General features: G+C 65.2%; 22 protein-coding genes. 7 read left to right on the top strand and 15 right to left on the bottom strand.

The window, feature by feature from the left end:
• Positions 1 to 57: 57 nt before the first annotated feature.
• Both clpS and J2X19_RS08395 read right to left on the bottom strand, forming a co-directional pair.
• Positions 58 to 417, bottom strand: a complete 360-nt coding sequence (gene clpS, locus J2X19_RS08400; protein ID WP_092754141.1) for an ATP-dependent Clp protease adapter ClpS — start codon at positions 415 to 417, stop codon at positions 58 to 60.
• 66 nt (positions 418 to 483) lie between these two features.
• Positions 484 to 2,295, bottom strand: coding sequence for a phosphodiesterase (locus J2X19_RS08395; protein WP_310372657.1), 1,812 nt, complete (start codon positions 2,293 to 2,295; stop codon positions 484 to 486).
• A 168-nt stretch (positions 2,296 to 2,463) separates the two neighbouring features.
• Here J2X19_RS08395 and J2X19_RS08390 point away from each other — a divergent pair, with 168 nt between their 5' ends.
• A complete protein-coding gene (locus tag J2X19_RS08390; RefSeq protein ID WP_310372367.1) occupies positions 2,464 to 2,976 on the top strand; it encodes a hypothetical protein in 513 nt (170 codons plus the stop codon).
• Here J2X19_RS08390 and J2X19_RS08385 read toward each other — a convergent pair.
• From J2X19_RS08385 to J2X19_RS08340, 10 genes are all read right to left on the bottom strand, one after another.
• Positions 2,973 to 3,434 carry a SixA phosphatase family protein gene (locus tag J2X19_RS08385; protein ID WP_310372365.1) on the bottom strand — a complete coding sequence of 154 codons (462 nt, stop codon included), beginning with the start codon at positions 3,432 to 3,434 and terminating at the stop codon, positions 2,973 to 2,975. The two genes, J2X19_RS08390 and J2X19_RS08385, sit on opposite strands and share 4 nt — an antisense overlap.
• Before the next feature lie 5 nt (positions 3,435 to 3,439).
• Positions 3,440 to 5,515: a polyphosphate kinase 1 gene (gene ppk1 / locus J2X19_RS08380; protein WP_310372362.1), complete on the bottom strand. Its 2,076-nt coding sequence runs from the start codon at positions 5,513 to 5,515 to the stop codon at positions 3,440 to 3,442.
• A gap of 177 nt (positions 5,516 to 5,692) precedes the next feature.
• The gene (locus J2X19_RS08375; RefSeq protein ID WP_310372360.1) at positions 5,693 to 8,824 is read right to left on the bottom strand and encodes an error-prone DNA polymerase; all 3,132 of its coding nucleotides are present in this window, start codon (positions 8,822 to 8,824) and stop codon (positions 5,693 to 5,695) included.
• Between the two features lies 1 nt (position 8,825).
• Positions 8,826 to 10,133 carry a Y-family DNA polymerase gene (locus J2X19_RS08370; RefSeq protein ID WP_310372358.1) on the bottom strand — a complete coding sequence of 436 codons (1,308 nt, stop codon included), beginning with the start codon at positions 10,131 to 10,133 and terminating at the stop codon, positions 8,826 to 8,828.
• On the bottom strand, positions 10,096 to 10,809 hold the full coding sequence (imuA, locus tag J2X19_RS08365; RefSeq protein ID WP_310372355.1) for a translesion DNA synthesis-associated protein ImuA: 714 nt from the start codon (positions 10,807 to 10,809) through the stop codon (positions 10,096 to 10,098). Before imuA ends, J2X19_RS08370 begins: the two co-directional genes overlap by 38 nt.
• Before the next feature lie 94 nt (positions 10,810 to 10,903).
• The gene (locus J2X19_RS08360) at positions 10,904 to 11,545 is read right to left on the bottom strand and encodes an ABC-type transport auxiliary lipoprotein family protein (RefSeq protein ID WP_310372353.1); all 642 of its coding nucleotides are present in this window, start codon (positions 11,543 to 11,545) and stop codon (positions 10,904 to 10,906) included.
• Positions 11,542 to 12,489 (bottom strand): MlaD family protein, encoded by a 948-nt coding sequence (locus J2X19_RS08355; RefSeq protein WP_310372351.1) that lies wholly within the window; start codon positions 12,487 to 12,489, stop codon positions 11,542 to 11,544. The genes J2X19_RS08360 and J2X19_RS08355 overlap by 4 nt, the downstream gene beginning before the upstream one ends.
• Positions 12,486 to 13,331, bottom strand: coding sequence for an ABC transporter ATP-binding protein (locus J2X19_RS08350; RefSeq protein WP_310372349.1), 846 nt, complete (start codon positions 13,329 to 13,331; stop codon positions 12,486 to 12,488). Before J2X19_RS08350 ends, J2X19_RS08355 begins: the two co-directional genes overlap by 4 nt.
• 1 nt (position 13,332) lies before the next feature.
• The gene (locus tag J2X19_RS08345) at positions 13,333 to 14,472 is read right to left on the bottom strand and encodes an ABC transporter permease (RefSeq protein WP_310372347.1); all 1,140 of its coding nucleotides are present in this window, start codon (positions 14,470 to 14,472) and stop codon (positions 13,333 to 13,335) included.
• Between the two features lie 2 nt (positions 14,473 to 14,474).
• The gene (locus tag J2X19_RS08340; protein WP_310372345.1) at positions 14,475 to 17,309 is read right to left on the bottom strand and encodes a cation-translocating P-type ATPase; all 2,835 of its coding nucleotides are present in this window, start codon (positions 17,307 to 17,309) and stop codon (positions 14,475 to 14,477) included.
• Positions 17,310 to 17,557: 248 nt separating this feature from the next.
• Between J2X19_RS08340 and J2X19_RS08335 the strand changes: the two genes are divergently transcribed.
• The gene (locus tag J2X19_RS08335; protein WP_125473994.1) at positions 17,558 to 17,965 is read left to right on the top strand and encodes a hypothetical protein; all 408 of its coding nucleotides are present in this window, start codon (positions 17,558 to 17,560) and stop codon (positions 17,963 to 17,965) included.
• 78 nt (positions 17,966 to 18,043) lie between these two features.
• On the opposite strand, the gene J2X19_RS08330 is transcribed toward J2X19_RS08335, so the two are convergent.
• On the bottom strand, positions 18,044 to 19,675 hold the full coding sequence (locus J2X19_RS08330; protein WP_310372341.1) for a 3-(methylthio)propionyl-CoA ligase: 1,632 nt from the start codon (positions 19,673 to 19,675) through the stop codon (positions 18,044 to 18,046).
• A gap of 118 nt (positions 19,676 to 19,793) precedes the next feature.
• Between J2X19_RS08330 and J2X19_RS08325 the strand changes: the two genes are divergently transcribed.
• From J2X19_RS08325 to J2X19_RS08305, 5 genes are all read left to right on the top strand, one after another.
• Complete coding sequence (locus J2X19_RS08325) at positions 19,794 to 21,308, top strand: protein adenylyltransferase SelO (protein WP_310372338.1); 1,515 nt, start codon at positions 19,794 to 19,796, stop codon at positions 21,306 to 21,308.
• On the top strand, positions 21,305 to 21,715 hold the full coding sequence (msrB, locus tag J2X19_RS08320) for a peptide-methionine (R)-S-oxide reductase MsrB (RefSeq protein WP_116607969.1): 411 nt from the start codon (positions 21,305 to 21,307) through the stop codon (positions 21,713 to 21,715). The genes J2X19_RS08325 and msrB overlap by 4 nt, the downstream gene beginning before the upstream one ends.
• A gap of 29 nt (positions 21,716 to 21,744) precedes the next feature.
• Entirely contained in the window at positions 21,745 to 22,311 is a 567-nt protein-coding gene (locus J2X19_RS08315) for a septation protein A (RefSeq protein WP_116607970.1), read from the top strand.
• The gene (locus J2X19_RS08310) at positions 22,308 to 22,580 is read left to right on the top strand and encodes a BolA family protein (protein WP_116607971.1); all 273 of its coding nucleotides are present in this window, start codon (positions 22,308 to 22,310) and stop codon (positions 22,578 to 22,580) included. Before J2X19_RS08315 ends, J2X19_RS08310 begins: the two co-directional genes overlap by 4 nt.
• A gap of 70 nt (positions 22,581 to 22,650) precedes the next feature.
• Positions 22,651 to 23,436 carry a peptidylprolyl isomerase gene (locus J2X19_RS08305; protein WP_116607972.1) on the top strand — a complete coding sequence of 262 codons (786 nt, stop codon included), beginning with the start codon at positions 22,651 to 22,653 and terminating at the stop codon, positions 23,434 to 23,436.
• 43 nt (positions 23,437 to 23,479) lie between these two features.
• Here the strand turns inward: J2X19_RS08305 and J2X19_RS08300 are convergent, their stop codons facing one another.
• Complete coding sequence (locus tag J2X19_RS08300; RefSeq protein ID WP_310372332.1) at positions 23,480 to 24,202, bottom strand: heparan-alpha-glucosaminide N-acetyltransferase; 723 nt, start codon at positions 24,200 to 24,202, stop codon at positions 23,480 to 23,482.
• Positions 24,202 to 25,740 carry a 2-isopropylmalate synthase gene (locus tag J2X19_RS08295; protein WP_310372330.1) on the bottom strand — a complete coding sequence of 513 codons (1,539 nt, stop codon included), beginning with the start codon at positions 25,738 to 25,740 and terminating at the stop codon, positions 24,202 to 24,204. Before J2X19_RS08295 ends, J2X19_RS08300 begins: the two co-directional genes overlap by 1 nt.

Below are 25,740 nucleotides of genomic sequence, written 5' to 3'. Positions count from 1 at the left end.
TTAACGACACTCTGATGACGCACTCTACATGGGTTGCGCTTCTACTTATTCAAGCTATCAACCTACAGGTTCGCTTACGCATTGCAATGGATGTCCCGATTGCTTGGCGGCCTCCAGTACCTGATCGACCTTGGTCGCAGCCACATCTTTGGAATAAACGCCGCATACGGCTTTTCCGTCTAGATGAATTTTGAGCATGATTTGGGTGGCTGTTTCGCGGTCTTTACCAAAAAACTCCTGGATCACGACCACGACGAACTCCATAGGGGTGTAGTCGTCGTTGAGCATCAGCACCTGGTGCATCTGGGGCGGCTGGACTTTTTCGGTGCGCCGCTCGAGCACAACCGAACCGCCGTCATCAGGAACTGACGGCTGGGTCGGGGGCTGCGGTGGCTTTTTGGGTGTTTTGGTGGCCATGCGCCCATTTTATAGAGCAGTTTGTGGCCCTGCAGACTGCCATGGATTGCAAATGCAATTGCCGGCTCAAACCGGCAAAATGTCCGCCGCCCCGCGCACGAACAGGCCCGCGCCATGCACTTTGGCATCGTGCTTGGCCAGGGCGGCGGCATTGGCCACCTCCTCGGCATGGCCATACTGGCCCCGCTGGATCCGCACCGCGCCTATCGACAGCGTAGTGAACGGGAAAAACCGCTGCGCGCCCTGGCGGTCTTCGGCCTGGATACCCCCGGCCAGCCGTGCTGCGTCGTCGAACAGGGTCAGGGCCCGCTCGGAAAACTCCTGCACGATGGCTTCGCAGTGCTGGGCCCAGTCGCTGCTCTGGAACAGAAAGATGAAATCGTCGCCACCCACGTGGCCGACAAAATCCCGTTTGGCATCGCAGTGCGCCAGCGCCAGCTTGGCCACCAGGCGGATCATTTCATCGCCGCGCCAGTAGCCGTAATGGTCATTGAACGGCTTGAAATGGTTCAGGTCCGCATAACAGGCCACAAAGTCGGCACCGGCGTCCATCAAGCGCTCGATGTGCTGGCTGATGGGGATATTGCCGGGCAAAAAGGTTAGCGGATTCGCGTGGCGGGCCGCCTCCAGCCGCACCTCGGTCACCGATCGCACCAGCTGGTCGCCGGTACCCAGCCCGATATGGCGCCCGTTTTCCGTGACGATAAAGCCTTCGGTCAGGTAGCGCTGGTCTTGCGAGGTCAGTATGCCGACCAGCTCGTCGACGTTGTGGTCGCGCTCCACCAGCCGCGGTGCATGGTTGGCGTTGGCCAGACAGGGCTTGCGCCCGTGCACTTCGCGGTAATACTGGGTGGCGTAATGCGTCATGAACTCATGCCGGTTGACCAGAGCCAGCGGCCTCCCCTGGTCCACGATGGCAATCGCATGCAATTCCGGATGCTGCAAAAACAGCACCGACAGCTGGTCGTTAGTGGTGTGAATTCCGGCACAAGGCGCCTGCTGCACCGACAAACCACGCAACACCCCCGACCGGGACACCCGACCGGAAGCCGGAAAGATCGACACCAGGGTGTCGTTCAGCACCTCCAGCGCCAGCTCCTTGACCTTCACCCGCGGCAACAGCTCGGGCCGGCCCAGCAAATAACCCTGGCCGTAGGCCAGGTCCAGGTCGCGCAGCACCCGCAGGTCGTCCTTGGTTTCAATCCCTTCGGCCACCAGCTGGGTGCCAAAAATGGTGGCAATCTGTTTCAACGCCTGCAGGGTCTGCAAGTTGTCCGCGTGCTGGGAGATGTCCTTGGTGAAGTACTTGTCAATTTTGACGATCTCGGGCTTCACCTGCGACCACAGGCGCAAGCTGGAGCGCCCATCGCCAAAGTCGTCCAGCGCCAGCGACAGGCCAGCCGCCCGCACTTCGCGCACCACGTCGATCAACTGGTCCATATTGTTGACGCGCTCATGCTCGGTCAGCTCCAGCACCAGCATGCGCGGCAGTACCCGAAAGCTGCGCACCAGATGCACGAGCTTGGTACAGCCCTGGCGCTGCACCACGTCCACCAGCGCATCGGCGCTGATGTTCACAAACAAACGGCCCGGCTCCTGCAAACGGCCCCAGCCCTCCAGCGCCACGCCGATGCAGTACAGCTCGAACTCGAACAGCAGGCCTTCTACACGCGCCGCCTGGAACAAGGCATCGGCGCCAAACAGCGGCGTGCCTTCCACGCCACGGACCAAGGCCTCATGCGCATACACGCTGCCATTGCGCAGGTCCACGATAGGCTGGAACACCGAGTACAGCGCGTTCTTGCGCATCAGCTCGGCCAAGGGTCCGCGCCCCTGGCGCACGCTGGTGGGCAGGTAGTCGCGGGTCAGGCTGGGCATATCCACCGCAAAAGCATCCAAAGTATTACTCCATCGCAACGGGACAACCGTCCACAGTAAGTCACAGCCATGACAGCCGCATGAAAAGGAAGCCAACACCCGCTGACGGCTTCAAAAATTCCTTAAAACCATATAAACTATATAAATCGTTTAAAAAGGAATTTCCGCATGACCGCCGCCCCCAAAGCCACCAGCACACCCGTAGCCGCACCGGTTGCAACGCCCGCCGCACCCGTCGAAAAGACCGTGCCCGCCAAGGCCGCCGCACCCAAAGCTGCTCCTGTGCGCGCCAAAGTGGCCAAGAGCCCCAAAGCCCCTGCGGCAAAAGCCAAGGCTGTCGTGGCCAAACCCAAGCCAGTGACCGCAGCTGCCGCCGAGAAGCCCGTCAAGGCCAAGAAGCCCAAGCTGGTCCGCGACAGCTTCACCATTCCCAAAGCCGAATACACGGTGCTGGACGAACTGAAACTGCGTGCCATCGCCTTGGCCCAGCCCGCCAAGAAGAGCGAGTTGCTGCGCGCCGGTATCAAAGCCCTGGCCGCCATGTCGGATGCGGCGTTGCGGGTGGCCTTGCAAGCCGTGCCCACCATCAAGACCGGCCGCCCGGCAGCCGAAGCCGCCAGCCCTGCACCTGCCAAGCCCGCCGCCAAGAAAGCGGTGAAAAAAGTCGCGAAGAAGGCCTAAAGCAACTCCGGCGCCTGCACCGTGACCACCACGGTCTGGGCCAGGCCATCGCGGTCGCGCCGGCGCAGCCACCAGACCGCCCCCTTGCGCACCGACAGCTCCACGTCGCCCATGCCCAGCAACTGGGCAATCGTCTGGCCCAGTGTCGGCTGGTGCCCGACCACCAGTACGGCAGCCTTGCTGTCCGGCCACTGGGCGGCAGCCAGCAGTTGCTCGGGGCGGCAGCCGGGCGCCAGTTCAGGCCGCAGCTTGTAGCGGCGCCCCAGGGCGCGTACCGTTTGTTCGGTGCGGTGCGCGGGGCTGGCCAGTACCCGCGTGCTTTCGGGCAGATTCCGGTCCAGCCACTGGGCCATGCGGTGGGCTTGCTTGACGCCGCGTGGCGTCAGGCAGCGCACCATGTCATCCACCGTGTCATCCCCCTCCTCTGCTTCGGCGTGGCGCCACAAAATCAGGTCCATGGCATTCACCTGCGGCGTTGGGCATAGCGGCCCATCAAGGCGGCCTGCGCGCCATGGCCGTCGCTGCGGGTACGGGTGTAGCTGCCGTCGGCGCCCAGATCCCAGGCGTCGCGTTCGTCCAGCAGGTACGGCACCAGGCATTCGTCGATCACGCGCTGGCGCAGCTGCGGGTCGGTGACCGGCCAGGCCAGCTCAATGCGGCGCAGCATATTGCGGTTCATCCAGTCGGCGCTCGACAGATAAAGGTCTTCTTTATCGCCGTTACGGAAGTAGAAGATGCGCGAATGCTCGAGAAACCGGCCGACCACCGAGCGCACCCGGATGTTGTCGGTCCAGCCCGGCACCTGGCCGGGCAGCATGCAGGCGCCGCGCACCACCAGGTCGATACGCACGCCCTGCTGGCCTGCGCGCACCAGGGCCGCAATCAGCGCCTCGTCGGTCAGCGCATTCATCTTGGCGACGATGCGGGTCGGCGTGCCCTGGGCCGCTGCCTTGCCCAGCGCATCCATGGTGTCGGTCAGCTTGCGGTGCAGCTGGAACGGCGCCAGCCACAGGCGGCGCAGGCGCGGCAGCTTGCTCTGGCCGGCGATGTGCACAAACACCTGCTCCATGTCGCTGGTCAGCGCCGCGTCGGCGGTCAGTTGGCTGATGTCGGTGTACAGCCGGGCCGTGCGCGGGTTGTAGTTGCCGGTGGACAAATGGCCGTAGCGGCGCAGCTGCTTGCCTTCACGGCGTGTTACCAGCAGCATCTTGGCGTGGGTCTTCAGGCCCACCACGCCGTATACCACCTGGGCGCCGATCGACTCCAGCATCTCGGCCCAGTTGATATTGGCCTCTTCGTCGAAACGGGCTTTCAGCTCCACCACGACCGTGACCTCCTTGCCGCGGCGCACGGCTTCGCGCAGCAAGGCCATCAGCTCGGAATCCGGGCCGGTACGGTAAATGGTTTGCTTGATGGCCAGCACCGCCGGGTCGTGCACCGCCTCGCGCAAGAAGGCCAGCACCGCGTCAAAGCTCTCGAACGGCTGGTGGATCAGCACGTCGCCCTGCTTCAGGCGTTCAAAAAAGGACTGCCCGCGCGTCAGCTGCCGCGGCCAGCTGGCCTGGAACGGCGGGAACAGCAAGGCCGGCCGGTCCACCAGGTCGATCAGCTGGGTCAGCCGCGCCAGGTTCACCGGGCCGTGCACGCGGTACAGCGCCTGTTCGGGCAGGTCGAACTGGCGCAGCAGAAACTGCGACAAATGCTCGGAGCAATCGGCCGACACCTCCAGCCGCACCGCCTGGCCAAAGTGCCGCACCTCCAGCCCCTGGCGCAGCGCAGTGCGCAAGTTGCGCACATCGTCCTCGTCCACCGCCAGGTCGGAATGCCGGGTCACGCGGAACTGCGAGAACTGCCCAACCTCGCGGCCGACGAACATCTCATGCAGATGGGCGCGGATCACGCTCGACAATGACACGAACAGCATGCGCTCGCCCGACACCGCATCCGGCAAGCGGATCAGCCGCGGCAGCACGCGCGGCACCTTGACGATGGTGATCTCGTTCTCGCGGCCAAACGCGTCCTGCCCGCGCAGGCGCACGATGAAGTTCAGCGACTTGTTGGCCACCTGCGGAAACGGGTGCGCCGGGTCCAGCCCCACCGGCATCAGCAAGGGGCGGACTTCGCGGTCAAAGTAGGCCTTGACCCAGCGGCGCTGCACGGGGTTGCGCTCGCCATGCGGAATGATCTGGAAGCCCTGCTCGGCAAACGCTGGCTGCAGTTGGTCGTTGTACAGCGCGTACTGGCGCGCCACCAGCGCATGGGCGTCGGCCGCCAGCTTCTTGAACGAATCGACGGTGTAGACACCGCGGTAGTCGTTGCTATGGGCCGCCACCAGGTGCGGGGCGCCCCGCACTTCAAAAAATTCATCCAGGTTGGACGAGACGATGCACAGATAGCGCAGACGCTCCAGCAGAGGCACATCGGGCCGCAGGGCGCAGTCCAGCCCCCTCTCGTTGAAGGCCAGGATGCTGTGGTCGCGGTCCAGCAGGGCTCCAGGGCTGAACTCGGGTACGGAGGTATTTTTTTGAAGAGCGGACATCAGTAGGGTCAGGCAAACGGGCGCGGGATGGTAGCGGCCAGTGTCTTGAAATTTGATGTCAGAACGATGACAAAGCCGTGACCCATTCGCTCTAGCCATTTCATAAGCTTTTGAGGCCTCTGGCGCATATTCCACCAGCGCAAGAAGCTATTGATTCAATAGCATCTGTGTGACAGGCTAGTGAAAATCCCGGCTACTGGTGGCCAGCTCGCCCAGCAAATGGCTGACATCGCGCAAGTGCCTGGCCACCAGGTGCCGCACCTCGCCCACGCGTTGCCACTGGCCATAGACCGCCAGCAGCTTGGCCTGCAGCAGGGGCGCACGCTGGCTGTCGCGCAAGCTCTTCCAGACGATCACATTCACGCTGCCGGTCTCGTCCTCCAGGGTCACGAACACAATGCCCTTGGCCGTGCCCGGCTGCTGCCGCACGGTAACCAGGCCGCAGGCGCGCACCATGCGGCCGGTGGCGGCTTCCGGCAGATCCCGCAGCTCGGCAGCCGACAGCAGCCAGCGCTTGCGCAAATAGCCACGCAGCAAGGCCACGGGGTGGCGCCGCAAGCTCATGCCCAGGGCTGCATAGTCCCAGACGATTTCTTCGGCTTCGGGGGCTTGCTCCAAAGCCAGCGCCTGCTCATGCACCGGCGCATCGCGCAGCAGCGCGGGTGTGGCATGCAGGGCCGAGGCATCCCATACCTGCTGGCGCCTATGCCCGGACAGGCTGGCCAGCGCATCGGCCCGGGCCAGCGCGTTCAAGCTGCCGGCATCCAGCTGCGCGCGCAAGGCCAGGTCTTCGGTGCTGCTGAAGGGCTGGACGGCGCGGGCCTGTACCAGGCGCTCCATGTTCTTCTGGGAAACGCCCGACACCAGGCGCAGGCCCAGACGTACTGCCGGCTGCACCAGTCGGTCCGGCTGCAGTGGTCCACCGCTTTCCAGAGTGCAGTCCCAGTCGCTGTGCGTTACGTCGGCCGGCCGCACTTCCACCCCGTGGCGTTGCGCGTCCTGTACCAGCTGCGACGGGCCATAGAAGCCCATGGGCAGCGAATTCAGCATGGCCGCCAGAAAGCAGCCTGGCTCATGGCATTTCATGTATGCGCTGTCGTAGACCAGCAGCGCAAAGCTGGCGGCGTGGCTCTCGGGGAAGCCGTATTCGCCAAAGCCCTGCATCTGGCGGAAGATGGCTTCGGCGAACTCGGATTCGTAGCCACGCTCCGCCATGCCGTCCAGGATGCGCTGGTAAAACCTCTCGATGCCGCCCTTGCGCTTCCAGGCGGCCATGGCACGGCGCAACTCGTCGGCCTCGCCGGGGCTGAAGCCCGCGGCGATCATGGCGATCTGCATCACCTGTTCCTGAAAGATGGGCACGCCCATCGTCCGGTCCAGCGCCGGCCCCAAAGCGGGATTGGGGCTCTGCGCCGGCTCCAGCCCCTGGCGACGGCGCAGATACGGGTGCACCATGCCGCCCTGGATAGGCCCGGGCCGCACGATGGCCACCTGCACCACCAGGTCGTAATAGCAGCGCGGCCGCAGCCGGGGCAGCATGCTTTGCTGGGCCCGCGACTCGATCTGGAACACGCCTATGGTGTCGGCGGCGCAGCACATGTCGTAAGTCGCTTTATCGCCCTCCTTGATGTGCTGCCGGGTAAAGGCGTAGCCACGCCACTGGCTGATGAAGTTCAGGCTGCGGTGGATGGCGGTCAGCATGCCGAGCGCCAGCACGTCCACCTTCAGCAGGCCCAGCGCGTCGATATCGTCCTTGTCCCACTCGATGGTGGTGCGGTTTTCCATCGCCGCGTTGCGCACCGGCACGCTGGAAGTCAGCCGGTCGCCGGTCAGCACAAAGCCGCCGGTATGCTGGGACAGATGGCGCGGAAAACCGATCAGCGCGCGCGTCAACTCCAGCAGCAGGACGATGGTGCGCAGCGTGGGGTCCACGCCGATCTCGCGCAGGCGCTCGGGCATGGCCTCGGGGCCGTCCCACCACACATGGTTCTTGGCCAGGGCCTCCAGCATGTCCGGCGGCAGGCCCAGGGCCTTGCCCACGTCGCGGATGGCGCTGCGCGGCCGGTAGGTAACCACGGTAGCGGTCAGCGCGGCGCGGTGCCGGCCAAAACGCTCGTACAGGTACTGGATCACCTCCTCGCGCCGTTCATGCTCGAAGTCGACGTCGATATCCGGCGGCTCGTTGCGCTCGCGGCTGATGAAGCGCTCGAACAGGCCATGGCTTCGGACCGGGTCGACCTCGGTGACCCGCAGGCAGTAGCAGACCACCGAATTGGCCGCCGAGCCGCGGCCCTGGCACAGGATGTTGCGGCTGCGCGCAAAGCGCACGATGTCGTAGACGGTTAAAAAATACTTCTCGTAGCGCAGGTCGCTGATCAGCGCCAGCTCGTAATCCAGCCGCTGCAGCACATCGGCCGGCACGCCCTCGGGGTAGCGCTCGGCGGCGCCGGCCAGCGCGCTCAGGCGCAGAAAGCTGGCCGGGGTGTGGCCCTGCGGCACCACCTCCTGCGGGTACTCGTACTTCAGCTCGTCCAGATTAAAGGTGCACAGCGCGGCCACCAGCAGGCTTTCCTGCAGCAGCTCGGGTGGATACAGGCCAGCCAGGCGCACACGGGTGCGCAAATGGGCTTCGGCATTTGGCTGCAAGGCAAAGCCGCAGTCGGCGACCGGCCGGCCCAGGCGCACGGCGCTGATTACGTCGTGCAAGGGCTTGCGCGAGCGTGCATGCATATGCACGTTACCTGCAGCCAGCAGCCGCAGGCCACTGCGCTGGCCGGCCTGCTGCAGCGTGTGCAGCCAGCGGGCGTCGTCCAGGCGCTGCAGCAGGGTCACGGCGATCCAGCAGCGCTGCGGAAACAGGCGCTGCAGCCACTGGGCACGCGCGCCGATGGCATCCGCATCGGCCTGCCGGGGCGGCGACAGCAAGGCCAGGCAGTCGTTCAGCTGGCTGGCCTGGGCCTCCCAATGCGCGGGATCTTGCCGGTAGTCGGCATCGCGCGGGGCTCGGCACAGGGTGATCCATTCGCACAGCTGGCCGTAGCCGCGGCGGTTGCGGGCCAGCAGCACCAGGCGGCTGCCATCCTGCAGCCTGAACTCGGAACCGATCAGCAAGCGCAGCGGCTGGCCGCGTGCCGCCACATGCGCCCGCACCACGCCGGCTACCGAGCATTCATCGGTGATCGCCAGGGCGGTGTAGCCCAGCTCCAATGCGCGCTCCACCAGTTCCTCGGGATGCGAGGCCCCGCGCTGGAAGCTGAAGTTGCTCAGGCAATGCAGCTCGGCATAACCCGGTAATTCCCTATTAGCCATATCAGCCATACAGGCCATGCAAGAACCAGCCGCTGCTGCCCCGGGCCGGCGCCCGCTCGCGGTAGATCCACAGCAGGCCGGACTGCGCGCTGTGGGCGATGAAGTAGTCGCGCCGGGTCAGGTCTTCTGCGCCCTCCCACCAGCCGGCCTCGATGCGCTCGGGGCCGGCCAGCAGGTGCAGCGGCCCTTGGTATAGCGGGCGGTGGTTCTGCACTGCCAGAGGCTGCGGCTGGCGCAAGATCCACGGTGGATGCGAGGCCTGGGCCGGATCGGGCGTAATCGACTTGCCAGGCAGCGTGGTACTGGCGGGCGCCCAGGTCTGCATGCGCTGCGGCCGGTGGTCGGCTACCGCCTGGGCACGCAGCACCTGCTGCGGCCCGAGCCGGGCCGAAACCCGCTCGATAAACTGCTGCAAGGATTCGCCGCGCAGCCGGTCCTCGGGCAGCAGGCTCTGGCTGCTGGTCTGCAGGCGCTCCACGCCCAGCGCCTCCAGGGTGATGGCCACCACCGGCGCGGCCAGCGGGGTGTGGGCCAGATGCTCGGCCAGCAGCTTGGCCAGGTGCGCGGTATCGCGCGTGGCCTCGGCCGTACAGACCTCCATGCAGCCGGCCGCCGCCTCGCTGCGGGGCTGCATGTCGTGCTCCCAGTGCAGGCGCACGCCGATGACGCCGCTTTGCCGGGCCTGCAACCAGGCCTTGAGCTGCAGCAGCAGGCGCTGCACGCCAAACAGCATGCCCTGGGCCAGCTCTATGCGGCCGCTAAATTCCAGCCGCAGGCGGAACTGCTCGGGCAGTGCCACCCAGGGATAGAGTTCAGGCTTCAATCCATAGGCCCGGTCCAGCGCGTCCAACACCCCAGCGCCAAAGCGGCGCGACACACCGCTGCGCGGCAACGCCCGCACCTGGCCCATGCTGCGGCAGCCCAGACGCTGCAGGGTCGGCAGATGGGCGGCCAGCGCCGCCAGGCAGTGCATGGGCAGGCCGTCCAACCGGGCCTGCAAGGTGTGTGGACTGCAGCCCACCAAGGTATTGCTGCGCTGCTTCAGCAGGGCCAGTGCCGCCAAGGCCGTGGGTGCCAGCGCCAGGCTGCAGGCACACCATTGCGCCGTTTGCTGCTGCACCTGGCGCAGCAGTTGGCGCTGGCCGTGAAACAGGCGCACGCTGGCCTCCACCTCCAGCAGCACGGCCTGCTCCAGCCGGCAGACACGCGGGCTGAACTGCAGCACGGCCCAGGCCAGGGCCTGCAGCAGCGCCTCGGCTTCCGCGGCATCCTCAGGCAGTGCTTGGGGTGCGAGGGCGATCCACAGCATGGAGCGGGGTGCTGACAAGGGGCACCGGAGTACGCGCCGGTTTCACCAGGGCCGGCGGCAGCGCGGGCAGCAACAGCACCGGCCGGTCCAGGCTGGGGCCGCGGCGCTTCAGCACGCCGAGTTCCAGCCGGTGCCCGGGTGCGCTGCCCAGGCGGATGCGCAGCGGCGCGGGCGACGACTCGTACTGCTGCGCCAGCGGCCGGAAGGCAAACACCAACGGCGCCTGCTGCTGGTTGGCGCTTTGGGCCGCCATCTGCAGACGGCGCAATTGCTCGGACCGGGCCTGGCCTAGCCAGACCAGCAGCGCGCCCACATCGCGGCAACGCAGCGCCTGCTCGGCCGCCCACAGCTGGTCGGCCGGTGTATCGGCCTGTATGCACAGCACCGATGGCAGGGCCAGGCCCTGGCAGGCCAGCGCCGGCAGATTCGGCAGATGCGGGCTGGCTACCAGCACCACCGTTCCCGGCACGCTACGCAGCGCTGGCAGCAGCAAGCGCCATTCATGCACGCCGGCCTGGGTTTGCAGCAGCTCGGTCAGGCTGCCGCAAGGCCAGCCACCGCCGGGCAGCACCGCATCCAGCGCCGCATGGCCGCTGGCCACCGTTGCCCCTGCGCCCGCGCTCAGTTCGCTGGCGCGCCAGACGGAATCAAGAAAGGGAACAGCACGGGCAGGCATGGCGGTGGATAGCGGCAGAAAATACTGGACAAATAAACAGTTATCTGCATTCTAGGGCCAAGCCCCAAATATTCAAGCCCTGCGCGCAACACCCCTATCGGTCGGTAAGCGTGGATGCACAAAACGCCGCCAGCTCGTCCAGCACCGCCTGTACCGCACCATGGGCCGCCACTACGCCACCGTAAGGGTCGTCGGTTTTCGCCGCCACACTGGCATCGAACTCGCGCCAGGCCAGCACCCGGCGGGTGCCAGAATCCACCAAGGTGGCGCGCAGCGTGAAGCGGGTGCGGCTGGGCGAGGTGGAAAAGTCTTGCTGCAGGCGCAGGATTTCGGTATCCAGCCGCAAACTACCCGCCACCGCACTCGGTGCCAGCACCACCGCGCGGAAAGCGCCGCCCTGGCCCAACGCGGCCACGATCCGCGGCGCCAGCATGCGGGCCGGCGTATCCACCCACGCGTTGTGGGCAAAGTGCTCCAGGGTGTGCGGGCTGCGTACATAGACGATGTGGGCAGTATCGAAGCCCGGCGCCGCGCGCGGCAGGTCCACCAGCAAGGTTGGCGCCGACGCGGCAGCTTGCACGGGCGCAGCAGTCAACACCGTGCCCAGCGTGTAGACGCTGGGTTGCGCCACCGCCGCCGGGCGCAATGCCGTGCATCCGCCAGCCAACGCCAAGGCGACAAGGGCGCTGCACCAGCCCAGCTGGCGAATAAGGCGCATCAAGGCAAGGTATTTCATGGTGCTGTCGCTTGTGGAGGTTGTGGAGTGGATTCGCCCGGCCCGCTCGGCACCGGACTGCGCCCCCAGAGCAAGGAAGCGGGGTTGCGCTCGGTTTGCTCGCTCAGGCGCCGCAGCGAACCGGACAAGGCATTCATTTCAGCCAGCAAGCGCTGTACTTCAGGCAGGGTTTCGCCCCCCACGCGGGCCAGGTCGGCGGCAGCGGCATCGATCACTTGCGCAGCCCGTTGGCTGGTGAGGGCGGTTTCCAAGCCCATCTTCTGCACGGCATCGGCGGCCGGGCCGATACGCGCAATCGCGGGCCCGAGCTGTGCCGACGCCTGGGCGGTGTTCTGGAAGGTGCGCGCGGCGTTGACAAGGCCTTTGTCAATACTGTCTTTGCGGCCGGCAATGGTGCGGCTGATCACGGCCATGTCGGCCAGCACCTGGCTGATGGCAAGCCGGTTCTCGTTGCTCAGCACCGCATCCACATTGATCGATATGCGGTCGAGCTTTTCGGCAGCGGTGGTGAGCACGTTTTCCAGCCGGGCGCTGAGCGAGGGCTTGGTGCGGATTTCCGGGTATAGGCCTGGCGCTTTCGCGCGCAGCAGCGGCGCAGCCGGGGTGCCGCCGCCCAGCTCCACGTAGGCGATGCCGGTGAGTCCCTGGGTTTTCAGCACCGCAACCGTGTCTTCCTTGATCGGCGTGCCCTGCTCTATCGCAAAGGTCAGCTGCACGCGTTCCGGGTTGGCTGCGTCCAGGTGGATGTCGCGCACCCGGCCGACTTCCACACCGTTGTATTTGACGGGTGCGTTCAGGTTCAGGCCTGCCACCGATTCATTCTCAATCGCCAGGTACAGGTCGTATTGCTTGCGCACGGCGCCGCCAGAGGCCAGCCACAGCAGACCCGCCACCAGGGCAGCGCCTAGCAGCAGGACGAACGCACCTACGAGGGGGTAGTTCACTTTGGTTTCGATGGTGTGCTCCTGGTTGTGCCGCCTGCGGGCTGTTCTGCCTCTCCGGCTTCGGCCTGCGCTTGTGCCGCCCGGCTGCGCGGACCGTCAAAAAATGGCCGGATCAGCGGGTTGTCCAGCTGCGACAGCTCGGCCATCGAGCCTATGGCTTGCACCGTACCCTGGGCCAGCACGGCCACCCGGTCGGCCACCTGCCACAGCAGGTCGAGATCGTGGGTCACCATCACGATGGTCAGCCCAAACAGCCCGCGCAACTGCAGCACCAAGGCGTCCACGCCGGCCGCGCTGACCGGGTCCAGGCCAGCCGTCGGCTCGTCCAGAAACAGCAGTTCGGGGTCGAGGGCCAGGGCACGGGCCAGTGCCGCACGCTTGAGCATGCCGCCGCTGAGCTCGGCCGGGTACTGGGCCGCTACCTCGGGCGCCAGGCCAACCATCGCCAGCTTGGTTGCGGCGATTTCCGCAATCAGGGCCGGCGGCAGCTGGGTATGTTCGCGTAGCGGCAAGCCGATGTTTTCAGCCACCGTCAGGGCGCCGAACAAGCCGCCATGCTGGAACATCACGCCCCAGCGGCGGCACAGCGCCAGGGCATCGCCATCGCCGATGTTGCGCAAGTCCATGCCCAGCACCCGGACCGTACCGGCACTGGGGCGCTGCAGCAAAACCATTTCGCGCAACAAGGTCGACTTGCCCGAACCACTGCCGCCAATCAAGGCGAATATCTCGGCCTTGCGGATACCCAGGTTCACATCGGTATGCACGGCATGCGTGCCGAAACGGGTCGCAACATTGCGCATCTCGATCACCAGGCCATCTTCTGCGGGAGTGGTCGGCATATCAGAGGTCCAGCACGCTGAAGATGATGGAGAACAAGGCATCGGCCACGATCACCAGAAAGATGGACTGCACCACGCTGCGCGTGGTCTGGCGACCCACGCTCTCGGCGCCACCGCGGGTACGAAATCCCTGGAAACAACCCACCACCGCGATGATGGCGGCAAACACCGGGGCTTTGCCCACACCGACCATGTACGAGGTGGCGCTGACCGCTTTGACAAAGCGGTCCAGAAACTCGGCAAACCCCACATCCAGCTGCGCCCGCGCCATTACCATGCCGCCCAGCACGCTGAGCACATCGGCAAACACCGTCAGCAGCGGCAGCGCAACCACCAAGGCGATCAGCTTGGGCAGCACCAGCAGCTCCACCGGCGCGATGCCCAGGGTGCGCAAGGCATCGACTTCTTCGGTCACCACCATGGTGCCGATCTGCGCGGCATAGGCCGAACCGGATCGGCCGGCCACGATGATGGCTGCGATCAAGGGCGCAAACTCGCGCAGCATCGACAGGCCTACGATGTCCACGATAAAGATATTGGCGCCGTACTGCCGCAGCTGGTCGGCACTCTGGTAGGCCACCACAATGCCCAGCAAAAAAGCCAGCAGCCCGACGATGGGCAGGGCGTCAAACCCGGCAATACGGATGTTGACCAGCACCGAGCGCCAGCGAAACCGCCTGGGCTGCACAGCGCAGCGCGCCAGGGCCACCGCGGTTTCACCGATGAAGCCCAGCAGTGCAACAGCTTGCTCAGCGGCCTCCACCGTGCTGCGGCCCACACTTTCCAACACGCCGGGCTGGGGTGCCGGCGGCGGCAACGGCTTGCGGGCCTGGTCGGCCACTTGCTGCGCCACAAAGTCCAGCAAGCGGGAAAACGGCGCCCCCAGACCCTGCAGATCCACCGCGCCTCCCTGGCTGCGCAAGCGCAGCAGCAGCTTTTGCAGCACCCAGGCCCCGGCGGAATCCAGTGCCGCCACCTGCGCGGCATCGACCTGGAACGCATCCCCAGCAGCGGGCTGCAGCGCATCCAGTTGCTGCAACATACCGGCCTGGAGGCCGGCCGCAGTCCAGGTGCCCGACAGAACCAGGCTTTGCGGCGTCGGCTGCGCGATGGCGGCCGGTGGAAGCGTCTGGGTATGCATGGTCACGCGCCCGTTGACGCCACAGCAGGAGGCATGCAAGCCCGACGCAGTAGCTTGCGCAATTCGCTGTACCACAGCACCACGCTGGCCATGGCTGTGCACAACAGCCACTGCGGCAACGACAGCGGCACGGTGCCAAAAGCCAGGTTGAGAAACGGCAGGTGCACCACCGCCACCTGCAACAGGACAGACACCGCCACGGCCGCCCACAGCCAGCCGTTCACAAACAGCCGATGGAATGCACTGGTGTTTTCTGAACGTGCGTTGAAACAGTTGAACAAATGGGCCAGCACCAGCACGGTAAAGCCCGCCGTACGGGCCGTGTCCAGATCTTGCGTGCCCTCAAACAAGCCACCGGGCAAGGCCATGTCCATGGTCAGCAGGGCCACGGTGGCCACCACCAGGCCTATTTCGACCACACCTATCCACATGCGGGCGTCGATCACCCTGTCGGTCATGCGGCGCGGCGGACGGACCATCACGTCCTCGGTAGACGGATCGATGCCCATGGCCAGGGCCGGCCAGGAGTCGGTCACCAGGTTGAGCCAGAGTATCTGGGTGGCCAGCAGCGGCAGCACGACCGCATGGTCCGGGCTGGCCAAGCCGATCACACCAGCACCCACCACGCCGCCAAACACCATCAGCACCTCGCCCATATTGGACGACAGCAGGTAGCGCAAGAACTTGCGGATGTTGTCGAAGATGCCGCGCCCCTCGCGTACCGCTTGCACGATGGTGGCAAAGTTGTCGTCAGCCAACACCATCTTGGCCGCCGCCTTGGTGACTTCGGTGCCGGTCACGCCCATGGCAATCCCAATATCGGCCGACTTGAGAGCGGGCGCATCGTTCACGCCGTCGCCGGTCATGGCGACGATGTTGCCGTCGGCCTGCAGGGCATCCACGATGCGCAGCTTGTGCGCCGGGGCTACGCGGGCGTACACATGGGTGGTGCGCGCCGCCGCGATCAGCTGCGTGTCGTCCAGGGCGTCCAGATCGGCACCGGTCAGCGCCTGCGCCGGCGTGCCGGCTGACACGATGCCCAGGTCGGCGGCAATGCGAGCCGCCGTGCGCGGGTGGTCGCCGGTAATCATTACCACCCGGATGCCTGCCCGGTGCGCCTCGGCAATGGCCACAGCCGCTTCCTCGCGCGGCGGATCGATGATGCCTACGGTGCCCGCAAACACCAGGCCGTGCTCCAAGGCTTCCAGCGCCGGCCCGTTCTCGTCCGCTGCCAGCGGCCGATAGGCCACGGCCAGGGTGCGGAATGCCGCGTTGCTCAGCGTATCCACGTCCGCCAGGATCTTGGCGCTGAGCGCTGCATCGAGCGGAACCATCTCCAGGCCCACCCGCACATGGCTGCAGCGCTGCAGCAGCACATCCGGGGCACCCTTGCAGACCAGCACGCCCGCGCCGCCATGCTCATGGTCCAACGCCAGCACCGACATCATCTTGCGGTCCGAGGTAAACGGTATTTCACCGATGCGCTCAAACCGCCGCTCGCGGCGCTCGGTCGCGCCCAGCTTGCGCTCCGCCACCAGAAAGGCCGCCTCGGTGGGGTCGCCGTGGATGTTCCATGTGCCGCCTTCCTGGCGCAGCACCGCATTGCCCGACAGGCTGCCGCCGCACAGCACCAGCAACAGCTCATCGCGCTGCGGCCCTGCCGGCAGCTCGGCGTGCGCATGCTCGATGCGGCCTTCGGGGGCATAGCCCACGCCGCTCACATAGGCTGTGCCCGAGGCGGTGACCACCCGCTCTATGGTCATTTCGGCACGGGTCAGGGTGCCGGTCTTGTCGGTGCAGATGACCGAGGCACAGCCCAGCGTCTCCACCGAAGACAGGTTCTTCACAATCGCCCGGTGCCCGGCCATGCGCTGCACGCCCAAGGCCAGCACTACCGACAGGATGGCGGGCAGGCCTTCGGGCACGGCAGCCACCGCCAAGGCCACGCCCAAGAGCAGCACATGCACCACCGCGGCCGGGCTGTGCACCGGCGTCATCCACAGAATCGTGCCCACCACTACCACCGTGATGGCGATCACCGCCATGCCCAGCATGCGCCCAATACGGCCGACTTCCAGCTCCAGCGGCGTCGCGGCTTGTGGGGTGGCTTCCAGCATGGCGGCGACCTGGCCCATCTGGCTGTCCATGCCGGTTGCGGTGACCACGGCCTGGCCCGTGCCCTGGACCACCGAGGTACCTTTGAAGACCATGTTGACACGGTCGCCCAGTGCGACCGCGGCAGACAGCCTGGCCGTATCCCTTAGCACGGCTTCGCTTTCGCCGGTCAACGAGGCCTCTTGCACACGCAGGCTGGCCGCCTGCAGCAGCCGTGCATCGGCGCCTACGGCGTCGCCCTCGGCCAGCACCAGCACGTCGCCGCGCACCAGGTCGACGCTGGGCACCCGCACCCGCTGCCCACCCCGCATAACTGCCGACGTCGCCGCCGTCATGCGGCTCAGCGCGGCGACCGCATCCTGGGCCTTGGCCTCCTGCACATAGCCCAATGCACCATTGAGCAACACAATCGCCAGGATCACGATGGGATCTACCGGCCAGCCCCTTGCGCCCTCGACCGCCCAGGCCACCAGGGCGACCAAGGCAGCGGCCAGCAGCAGGTGGATCAGCGGGTCTCGAAAATGCGCCCCCACACGCCGCCACAACGGCACCGGTAGCGCCGCCTTGAGTTCGTTCGGGCCAGCTTGGGCCAGGCGCTGCGCAGCCTCGTGCTGCGTCAGGCCCTGCTCGGCATCGGCTGCGTACACGCGCAGTACTTCATCCACCGCCAGCAGGGACGGGTCCGCCGCCGCGGCAGCGGCCGAACTGTTGAGATTTGCCATTATTTGAGTTTCACAGCAAGACATGCGTGTGCATTTGAGCTAGCGCAGAACACATGCATTCCTTTTCAAATAGCGCATGTGCAGGCTAGCGGCCGGCACCGGTCAGCGTCTGTGCGCTAGCGTACGCAGGACTAGGCCTACACGCCCATCAGAAAATGCCGTGTGACAGCACGTCGCACTGTCTGGCAGCGCGCGCGCAAGCTGGGAACCATACTCAGTCCACCCTAAAAGCTATGGAGGCACACACCATGCCGCAACCTGCAGACATCTCCCCCAATACCTCAGCACGCCGTAGTTACATGTACTTTGCCGGTATCGCACTGTTTGCGGTAACGGCTGCCACCGCCCAGGTCAGCATCGATGCATCCGGCAACTACCAGGACGAAGTGCGCGCCTGCCGCAGCGGCCAGACCCCGCAAAGCCTGGCGACCTGCCTGGAAGAAGCCCGCAATGCCCGAGCCGATAAAAGCCGCCGCAGCCTGTCGGGCGACGAGCTGCTGGCCAACGCCATGGCGCGCTGCGACAAGCTACCGCCCGACGACAAAGCCGCCTGCCGCGCCCGCATGATGGGCCAGGGCAGCACCTCGGGCAGCGTGGCCGGTGGCGGCATCCTGCGCGAATATACCCAGGTGGAAGTGGTACCCGCCACGCCCTGAGCGACCCGAGTTTCGCTCCTATATCCATAGCTTCTAGCGCAGGTAGATACTGCGCCAGAAGCATTTTTGGCACGTCATTCAGGAGGTGCCAGGCAAGCGGTAGTCCTTCAGCTGCTCGCGCAGGCGCATCTTCTGCATCTTGCCGGTGGCGCCCAGCGGAATCGCGTCGACGAACACCACGTCGTCGGGGATCTGCCACTTGGCGGTTTTGCCCTCGTAGAACTGCAGCAGCTCGGCTGCCGTGAGTTCGGCGCCAGGCTTCTTCACCACCACCACGATGGGCCGCTCGTCCCACTTGGGGTGCTTGATGCCGATGCAGGCCGCCATGGCGACGGCTGGGTGGGCAACGGCGATGTTCTCGACCGCGATCGAGCTAATCCATTCGCCGCCCGACTTGATCACGTCCTTGCTGCGGTCGGTGATCTGCAAATAGCCGTCGGCGTCGATGGTGGCCACGTCGCCGGTGGGAAACCAGCCGTCCACCAGCGGACTGGGTGCCTGGCTTTTGTAATAGTCAGCCACGATCCACGGCCCCTTGACCAGCAGGTCGCCGGCGGCCACGCCGTCGTGCGGCAGTGGCTGGCCGTCGCCGTCAACAATCTGCATGTCCACACCGTAGACCGCCCGCCCCTGCTTCAGGCGGATCGCCATTTGCTCATCTTTAGATAGCAGAAGGTGCTTGTTCTTCAAGCTGCATAGGGTTCCCAGGGGCGAAATCTCGGTCATGCCCCAGGCGTGCAGCACTTCCACGCCATAGGTGTTTTGGAAGGCGTTGACCATGGCCGGCGGACAGGCCGAGCCGCCGATCACCGTGCGCTGCAGGCTGCTGAAGCGCAGGCCGCCCGGCTGCATATGGCCCAGCAGCATCTGCCAGACGGTGGGCACGCCGGCGGCGAAGGTCACCTTTTCAGACTCGATCAGCTCGTAGATCGATTTGCCGTCCATCGCCGGGCCGGGGAACACCAGCTTGCAGCCGGTCAGCGCCGCGCTGTACGGGATGCCCCAGGCGTTGACGTGGAACATGGGCACCACCGGCAGCACCGCATCCCGCGCGCTGATGTCCATGGCATCGGGCAAGGCGGCGGCGTAGGCGTGCAAGGTGGTGGACCGGTGGCTGTACAGCGCGGCTTTCGGGTCGCCGGTGGTACCGCTGGTGTAGCACATGCTGGAGGCGGTGTTTTCATCGAACACCGGCCAGTCGTAGCTACTGGAAGCCGCGCCTATCCAGGCTTCAAAACTCAGCAGGCCGGGGATGCCGGTGTCGGCCGGCAGCTTGTCGGCGTCGCAGAGCATGACCCAGTGCTGCACCGTCGGGCAGCGCGCATGCACTGCCTGGACCAGCGGCAGAAAGGTGGCGTCGAAGCACAGCACCCGGTCTTCGGCGTGCTGGGTGATCCAGGCGATCTGGTCCGGGTGCAGGCGCGGGTTGATGGTGTGCAGCACCCGGCCCGAGCCGCTGACGCCAAAGTACAGTTCCAGGTGCCGGTAACCGTTCCAGGCCAGGGTGGCGACGCGGTCGCTAAACGCCAGGCCCAGGCCGTCGAGCGCATTCGCTACCTGGCGGGCGCGGGCGGCGACTTGGCGATAGGTCGTGCGATGGATATCGCCCTCGACCCGCCGCGAAACGATTTCGGCATCGCCATGGTGGCGGTCGGCAAACGCGATCAGCGTCGAGATCAGCAGGGGTTGGTTTTGCATCAGGCCCAGCATCGGTTTACTCCTCTTTGAGATAGATTCCAGTATTGCCCAACGCTAATCCCCTTGGCCCCGGTGTTGACCCGCAGGGTGTCGCCAGCGCGTCCCGGCGCATCTGCGGGACAATCCGGGGATGAATATTGCCGTTGAGACTCCGCTAGACCTCGATCTGGGCCTGACCTGGCGCAACCGCTTCGCCGGCCTGGGTAGCACTTTTTATACAAACCTGCAGCCTACACCCCTGCCCGCCCCCTACTGGGTGGGCCACAGCGCGGCGATGGCACGCGAGCTGGGGCTGGACCCCGGCTGGCTCAGCTCCGATGCCGGCGCGCAGGCCTTTACCGGTAACGCCCCCATCCGCGGCGCGCAAACCCTGGCCAGCGTCTACAGCGGCCACCAGTTCGGCCAATGGGCCGGGCAACTGGGCGACGGCCGGGCGATCCTGCTGGGCGAGGTGCTGGGCGCCCACGGCCAGGGGCTGGAGCTGCAACTCAAGGGCGCGGGCCGCACGCCCTACTCGCGCATGGGCGACGGCCGGGCCGTGCTGCGCTCCAGCATCCGCGAATTCTTGTGCAGCGAGGCCATGCACGGCCTGGGCATTCCAACGTCGCAGGCGTTGTGCATCACCGGCTCCGACGCGCCGGTGCGCCGTGAAACCATGGAAACCGCCTCCGTGGTGACCCGGGTCGCGCCCAGTTTCATCCGCTTCGGCCATTTCGAGCACTTTGCGGCGCGGAATCAGCTGGAGCCGCTGCAGCAGCTGGCCGACTTTGTGATCGACCAGTACTACCCCGAGTGCCGGCACAGCCAGGCCTTTGGCGGCAACCCCTATGCGGCCCTGCTGCAGGCGGTGACCGCGCGCACCGCCGAGCTGATCGCCCAGTGGCAGGCGGTGGGCTTCTGCCACGGCGTGATGAATACCGACAATATGAGCATCCTGGGCCTGACCCTGGATTACGGGCCGTTCCAGTTTCTCGACGGCTACAACCCCGACCACATCTGCAACCACAGCGACGACCAGGGCCGCTATGCCTACGACCAGCAGCCCAACATCGGCCACTGGAATCTGTTCTGCCTGGGCCAGGCACTGCTGCCGCTGATAGGCGAACGCGACTACGCTCTGGCCGCGCTGGAAAGCTATAAAACCATCTACCCCGAAGCCATGGCCCGCGGCCTGCGCGCCAAGCTCGGCTTGCTGGACGCGCAGCCGGGCGACCAGGCGTTGGCCGAGGGCATCCTGCAGCTGCTGGCCCAGGAGCATGTGGACTTCACCATCTTCTGGCGCCGCCTCAGCCATTGGGTGGCCAAGACGCCCGGTAATGCGCCCGGTACGGCACCCAACGCGGTGCGTGACATGCTGGTAGACCGCGACGCGCTGGACGCCTGGTTGCTACAGTATCAAGAGCGGCTTGCGCAGGTAGATACTGCGCTGGCAGGCGATTTGATGCTTAAAACCAACCCTAAGTTCGTGCTGCGCAACCATTTGGGCGAACAGGCCATCCGGCTGGCGAACCAAAAGGACTTTTCCGGAGTCCACACCTTGTTGGCGCTGCTGGAGACCCCATTTGACGAACATCCGGGGTATGACACCTACGCCGACTTCCCGCCCGACTGGGCTTCTTCCATCGCTATCAGCTGTTCATCATGACCCACAAAATTGAAAAAACCGACGCCGAATGGAAGGCCGTACTGGCCGAAAAAGGCGCTGAGCCCGCGGCCTTCCAGGTGACCCGCCATGCTGCCACCGAGCGCCCGCACACCGGCAAGTACGACCAGCACTGGGTGCAGGGCGAATACCACTGCATCTGCTGCGGCGCCAAGCTGTTCGATTCGGCAGCCAAGTTCGACGCCGGCTGCGGCTGGCCCAGCTTCTCGCAAGAGGCCGAACCCGGCGCCATCGAAGAAATCACCGACACCAGCCACGGCATGCGCCGGGTCGAAACCGTCTGCTCCGAATGCGGCGCCCACCTGGGCCATGTGTTCGAAGACGGCCCCTCGCCCACCGGCCTGCGCTATTGCATGAACTCGGCCTCGCTCGATTTCAAGGCCAGTTAAGCTACCCGGTTCGCCTTTCCTCCAGCCACATGAAAACCCTGCTCGACTTTTTACCCATTCTGCTGTTCGTCGGCGCCTACAAACTCACCACCATCTACATCGCCACCGGCGTGCTGATGGGCGCCACCGTGGTGCAAATGGCCGTCACCTATGCCATCGACAAGCGCCTGACCACCATGCACAAGATCACCCTGGGCATGGTGCTGGGTTTTGGCGCGCTGACGCTGATCCTGCAGGACGAAACCTTCATCAAATGGAAGCCCACCGTGCTCTACATCGCCATGGCACTGGCCATGGGCATCGCCATGTGGCCGATGAAGAAGAACTACCTGAAACTGATGCTGGGCAGCCAGCTGGAGCTGCCCGATGCGGTGTGGATGCGCCTGAACGTCGCCTGGATGCTGTACTGCTTTTTCATGGCGGCAGTCAACGGCTATGTGGCGGCCTACTACACCACCGACCAGTGGATCAACTTCAAGATCTGGGGCTATGTGTTCCCGCTGGTCTTCATGGGCGGCCAGGGCTGGTACATCTCGCGCTACCTGGGCTCGGATGCGCCCGCCAGCGACGTGGCCGAATCGGACAAAACCGTATGAACGACCTGATCAGCCACAGCGCCACCCAGCTAGAGCAGCGGCTGCGCGAGAAACTGGCCCCGACCCAGCTCGAAGTGCTGGACGAAAGCGCGGCCCATGCCGGCCATTCGGGTGCCAACGGCAGCGGTTTCGGCACCCATTTCCGGGTGCGCATCGCTTCACCTTTGTTTACAGGTAAGTCCCGCGTGGCCCGTCACCGCCTTGTGTATGATGCTCTGCAGGATTTCATCGACCAGGGCGTACACGCCATTGCGATTGAAGCGCTTTAAGCCATCCTTTTACCTTGTCCATCAGAGTCGATCCTGAATCGGCGACTCCCAACCCCCTCCTAGGAAACGTATGAAGAAAACACTGTTATCCACCATGGTCGCCGCTGCTTTGCTGGGCGGCATGGCCATGTCGGCCAGCGCCCAGAACGTCGCCATCGTGAACGGCAAGGCAGTCCCGAAATCCCGCGTGGATACGCTGGCCCAGCAGGTCGCCCAGTCGGGCCGCCAGATCACGCCAGAACTCGAAGGCCAGATCAAGGAAGAAGTCATTGCGCGTGAAGTCTTCATGCAGGAAGCCCAAAAGCGCGGCCTGGACGCCACCGACAGCTACAAGACCCAGCTGGACCTGGCCCGCCAGACCCTGCTGATCCGCGAACTGTTCGCCGACTACCAGAAGACCCACCCCGTGACCGACGCCGACATGCAAGCCGAGTACGACAAGTTCGTCGCGGCCAACGGCGGCAAGGAATACAAGGCCAGCCACATCCTGGTGGAAAAAGAATCCGAAGCCAAGGCCATCATTGCCCAGCTGAAGAAAGGTGGCAACTTCGCCGCCATCGCCAAGAAGTCCAGCAAAGACCCAGGCTCCGGCGCCAAGGGCGGCGATCTGGACTGGGCCAACCCCAGCAGCTACGTGAAGGAATTCACCGAAGCCCTGATCCTGCTGAAAAAAGGCCAGACCACCGACACCCCGGTGAAGAGCCAGTTCGGTTACCACATCATCCGCCTGGACGACGAGCGCCAAGCCCAGTTGCCCAAGTTCGAAGAAGTGAAGCCACAAATTGGTCAGCAATTGCAACAGCAAAAGCTGGCAGCATTCCAGCAAGAGCTGCGCGCTGCAGCGAAAGTGGAATAAGCCTTAGCGCTTGCCCACAAAAAAGCGGCCTAGGCCGCTTTTTTTACGTCTTGAACCAGGTGAATCCGGTGATGGCGGCGATCAGCAGCGGCTGGTGCAGCATGTAGTACGGCAGGCTCCAGCGGCCCAGCCAGGCCAGCGGCCGCGGCGCCGCGCCTTGCAGCCAAACCGGCCGGTGGCGCAGCAGCCAGAAGCCGGCGGCCATGCCCCACCACAGCACGCCCAGCCAGGGGAAGATGGGCACATAGTCTTCGGTGATGGGCTTCTGGGTGATCCAGCCCAGCCAGTTCACCGTCTTTTGGTTAAAGAATACGGCTGTAGTGCTGATATCGATTGCGTAAGCAGCTATGAATTTGGAAGCAATCGCCAGCGCCCCCAGCGGCCACAGCCAGAGGCCCCAGCCGGCCGTCAGCCGCGCTACAACCAGCATCACGGCGATGCCGTGCAGCACGCCGAAGTAGATCCAGCTGTGCGGAAACATGAGGGCCGAACCGGCCGAGACCAGCAGTGCACAGCCCGCCACCTGGCCCCAGCGCCGCCAGAAGCGCGGCCAGCGGACTGCCTGCTGCGCCGCCACCGCCTGGCCCAGCCCCGCGCAAAATAGAAACAGACTGACGATGGCGGTGCGCTGCCCGGTCCAGAACGGATCAGCGTAAAAGTTCTGCTGCCAGAGCCCCGCATGGACCAGATCAAAGCCGAAGTGGAAGGCCGTCATCCATACGATGGCCAGCCCACGCAGGGCATCGATCCGGTCGAAACGCTGCATCAACCTTGGGCTGCGACGCGATCAGCTTTGCTCTGCAGCTTGTTCAACGCACTCAGGTAGGCCTTGGCCGAAGCGACCACGATGTCCGGGTCCGAACCCGTGCCGTTCACCACCCGGCCGCTGTTCTGCAGCCGCACAGTCACTTCGCCCTGGCTTTCGGTCGAGCCGCTGATGGCGTTGACCGAGTACAGCACCATCTCGGCGCCGCTTTGCACATGGGTTTCGATGGCCTTCAGGGACGCATCCACCGGGCCGTTGCCGTCGGACTCGCCCTTGACTTCCTTGCCGTTGGCGGTGAACACCACCGTCGCTTGCGGGCGTTCGCCGGTTTCGCTGTGCTGCGACAGCGAGACAAAGGTGTATTGCTCGCTCGCGTGGTCAATGCTCTCGTCGCTGACCAGGGCCAGAATGTCTTCGTCGAAGATTTCGCTCTTGCGGTCGGCCAGCTCCTTGAAGCGGGCAAAGGCGGCGTTGATGTCGGCCTCGCTGTCCATGGTCACGCCCAGGTCCTGCAGGCGCTGCTTGAAGGCATTGCGGCCGCTCAGCTTGCCCAGCACGATCTTGTTGTGGCTCCAGCCCACGTCTTCGGCACGCATGATTTCGTAGGTGTCGCGGGCCTTGAGTACGCCGTCCTGGTGGATGCCGGAGGCATGGGCAAACGCGTTCGCGCCGACCACCGCCTTGTTCGGCTGCACTACAAAGCCGGTGGTCTGGCTGACCATGCGGCTGGTGGCCAGGATGTGCTTGGCATCGATGCCCAGCTCCAGGCCGAAGTAATCGCGCCGGGTCTTCACCGCCATGACGATTTCTTCCAGCGAGCAATTGCCAGCGCGCTCGCCCAGGCCGTTGATGGTGCATTCCACCTGGCGTGCACCACCCAGCTTAACGCCGGCCAGCGAATTCGCCACCGCCATGCCCAGGTCGTTATGGCAGTGCACCGACCAGATGGCTTTGTCGCTGTTTGGAATGCGTTCGCGCAAGGTCTTGATGAAGTTGCCGTACAGCTCGGGGATGGCGTAGCCCACGGTATCGGGCACGTTGATGGTGGTCGCGCCCTCGGCGATCACGGCCTCCAGCACGCGGCACAAGAAGTCCATGTCGCTGCGGTAGCCGTCTTCGGGGCTGAACTCCACATCGGCGACCAGGTTGCGCGCAAAGCGCACAGCCTGCTTGGCCTGCTCGAACACCTGGTCGGGCGTCATGCGCAGCTTTTTTTCCATGTGCAGCGGCGAGGTGGCGATAAAGGTGTGGATGCGGGCGCTGGCCGCATCCTTCAAGGCTTCGGCGGCGCGTGCAATATCGCGGTCGTTGGCGCGCGACAGGCCGCAGACGGTCGAGTCCTTGATGGCCCGGGCAATCGCCTGCACGGCCTCGAAGTCACCGATGGAGCTGGCGGGGAAGCCGGCTTCGATCACATCCACTTTGAGGCGTTCCAGCTGGCGCGCGATGCGCAGCTTTTCGTCGCGCGTCATGCTTGCTCCGGGCGACTGCTCGCCGTCACGCAAGGTGGTGTCAAAAATGATGAGTTTGTCGGCCAT

Origin of the sequence: Rhodoferax ferrireducens (genome assembly GCF_031458075.1) — a bacterium.
In the GTDB taxonomy this organism is placed as follows: Bacteria; Pseudomonadota; Gammaproteobacteria; order Burkholderiales; family Burkholderiaceae_C; genus Rhodoferax_B; species Rhodoferax_B ferrireducens_A.
The sequence above is the reverse complement of the archived record's forward strand: the minus strand, read 5'-3'. Positions and strand labels throughout refer to the sequence as shown.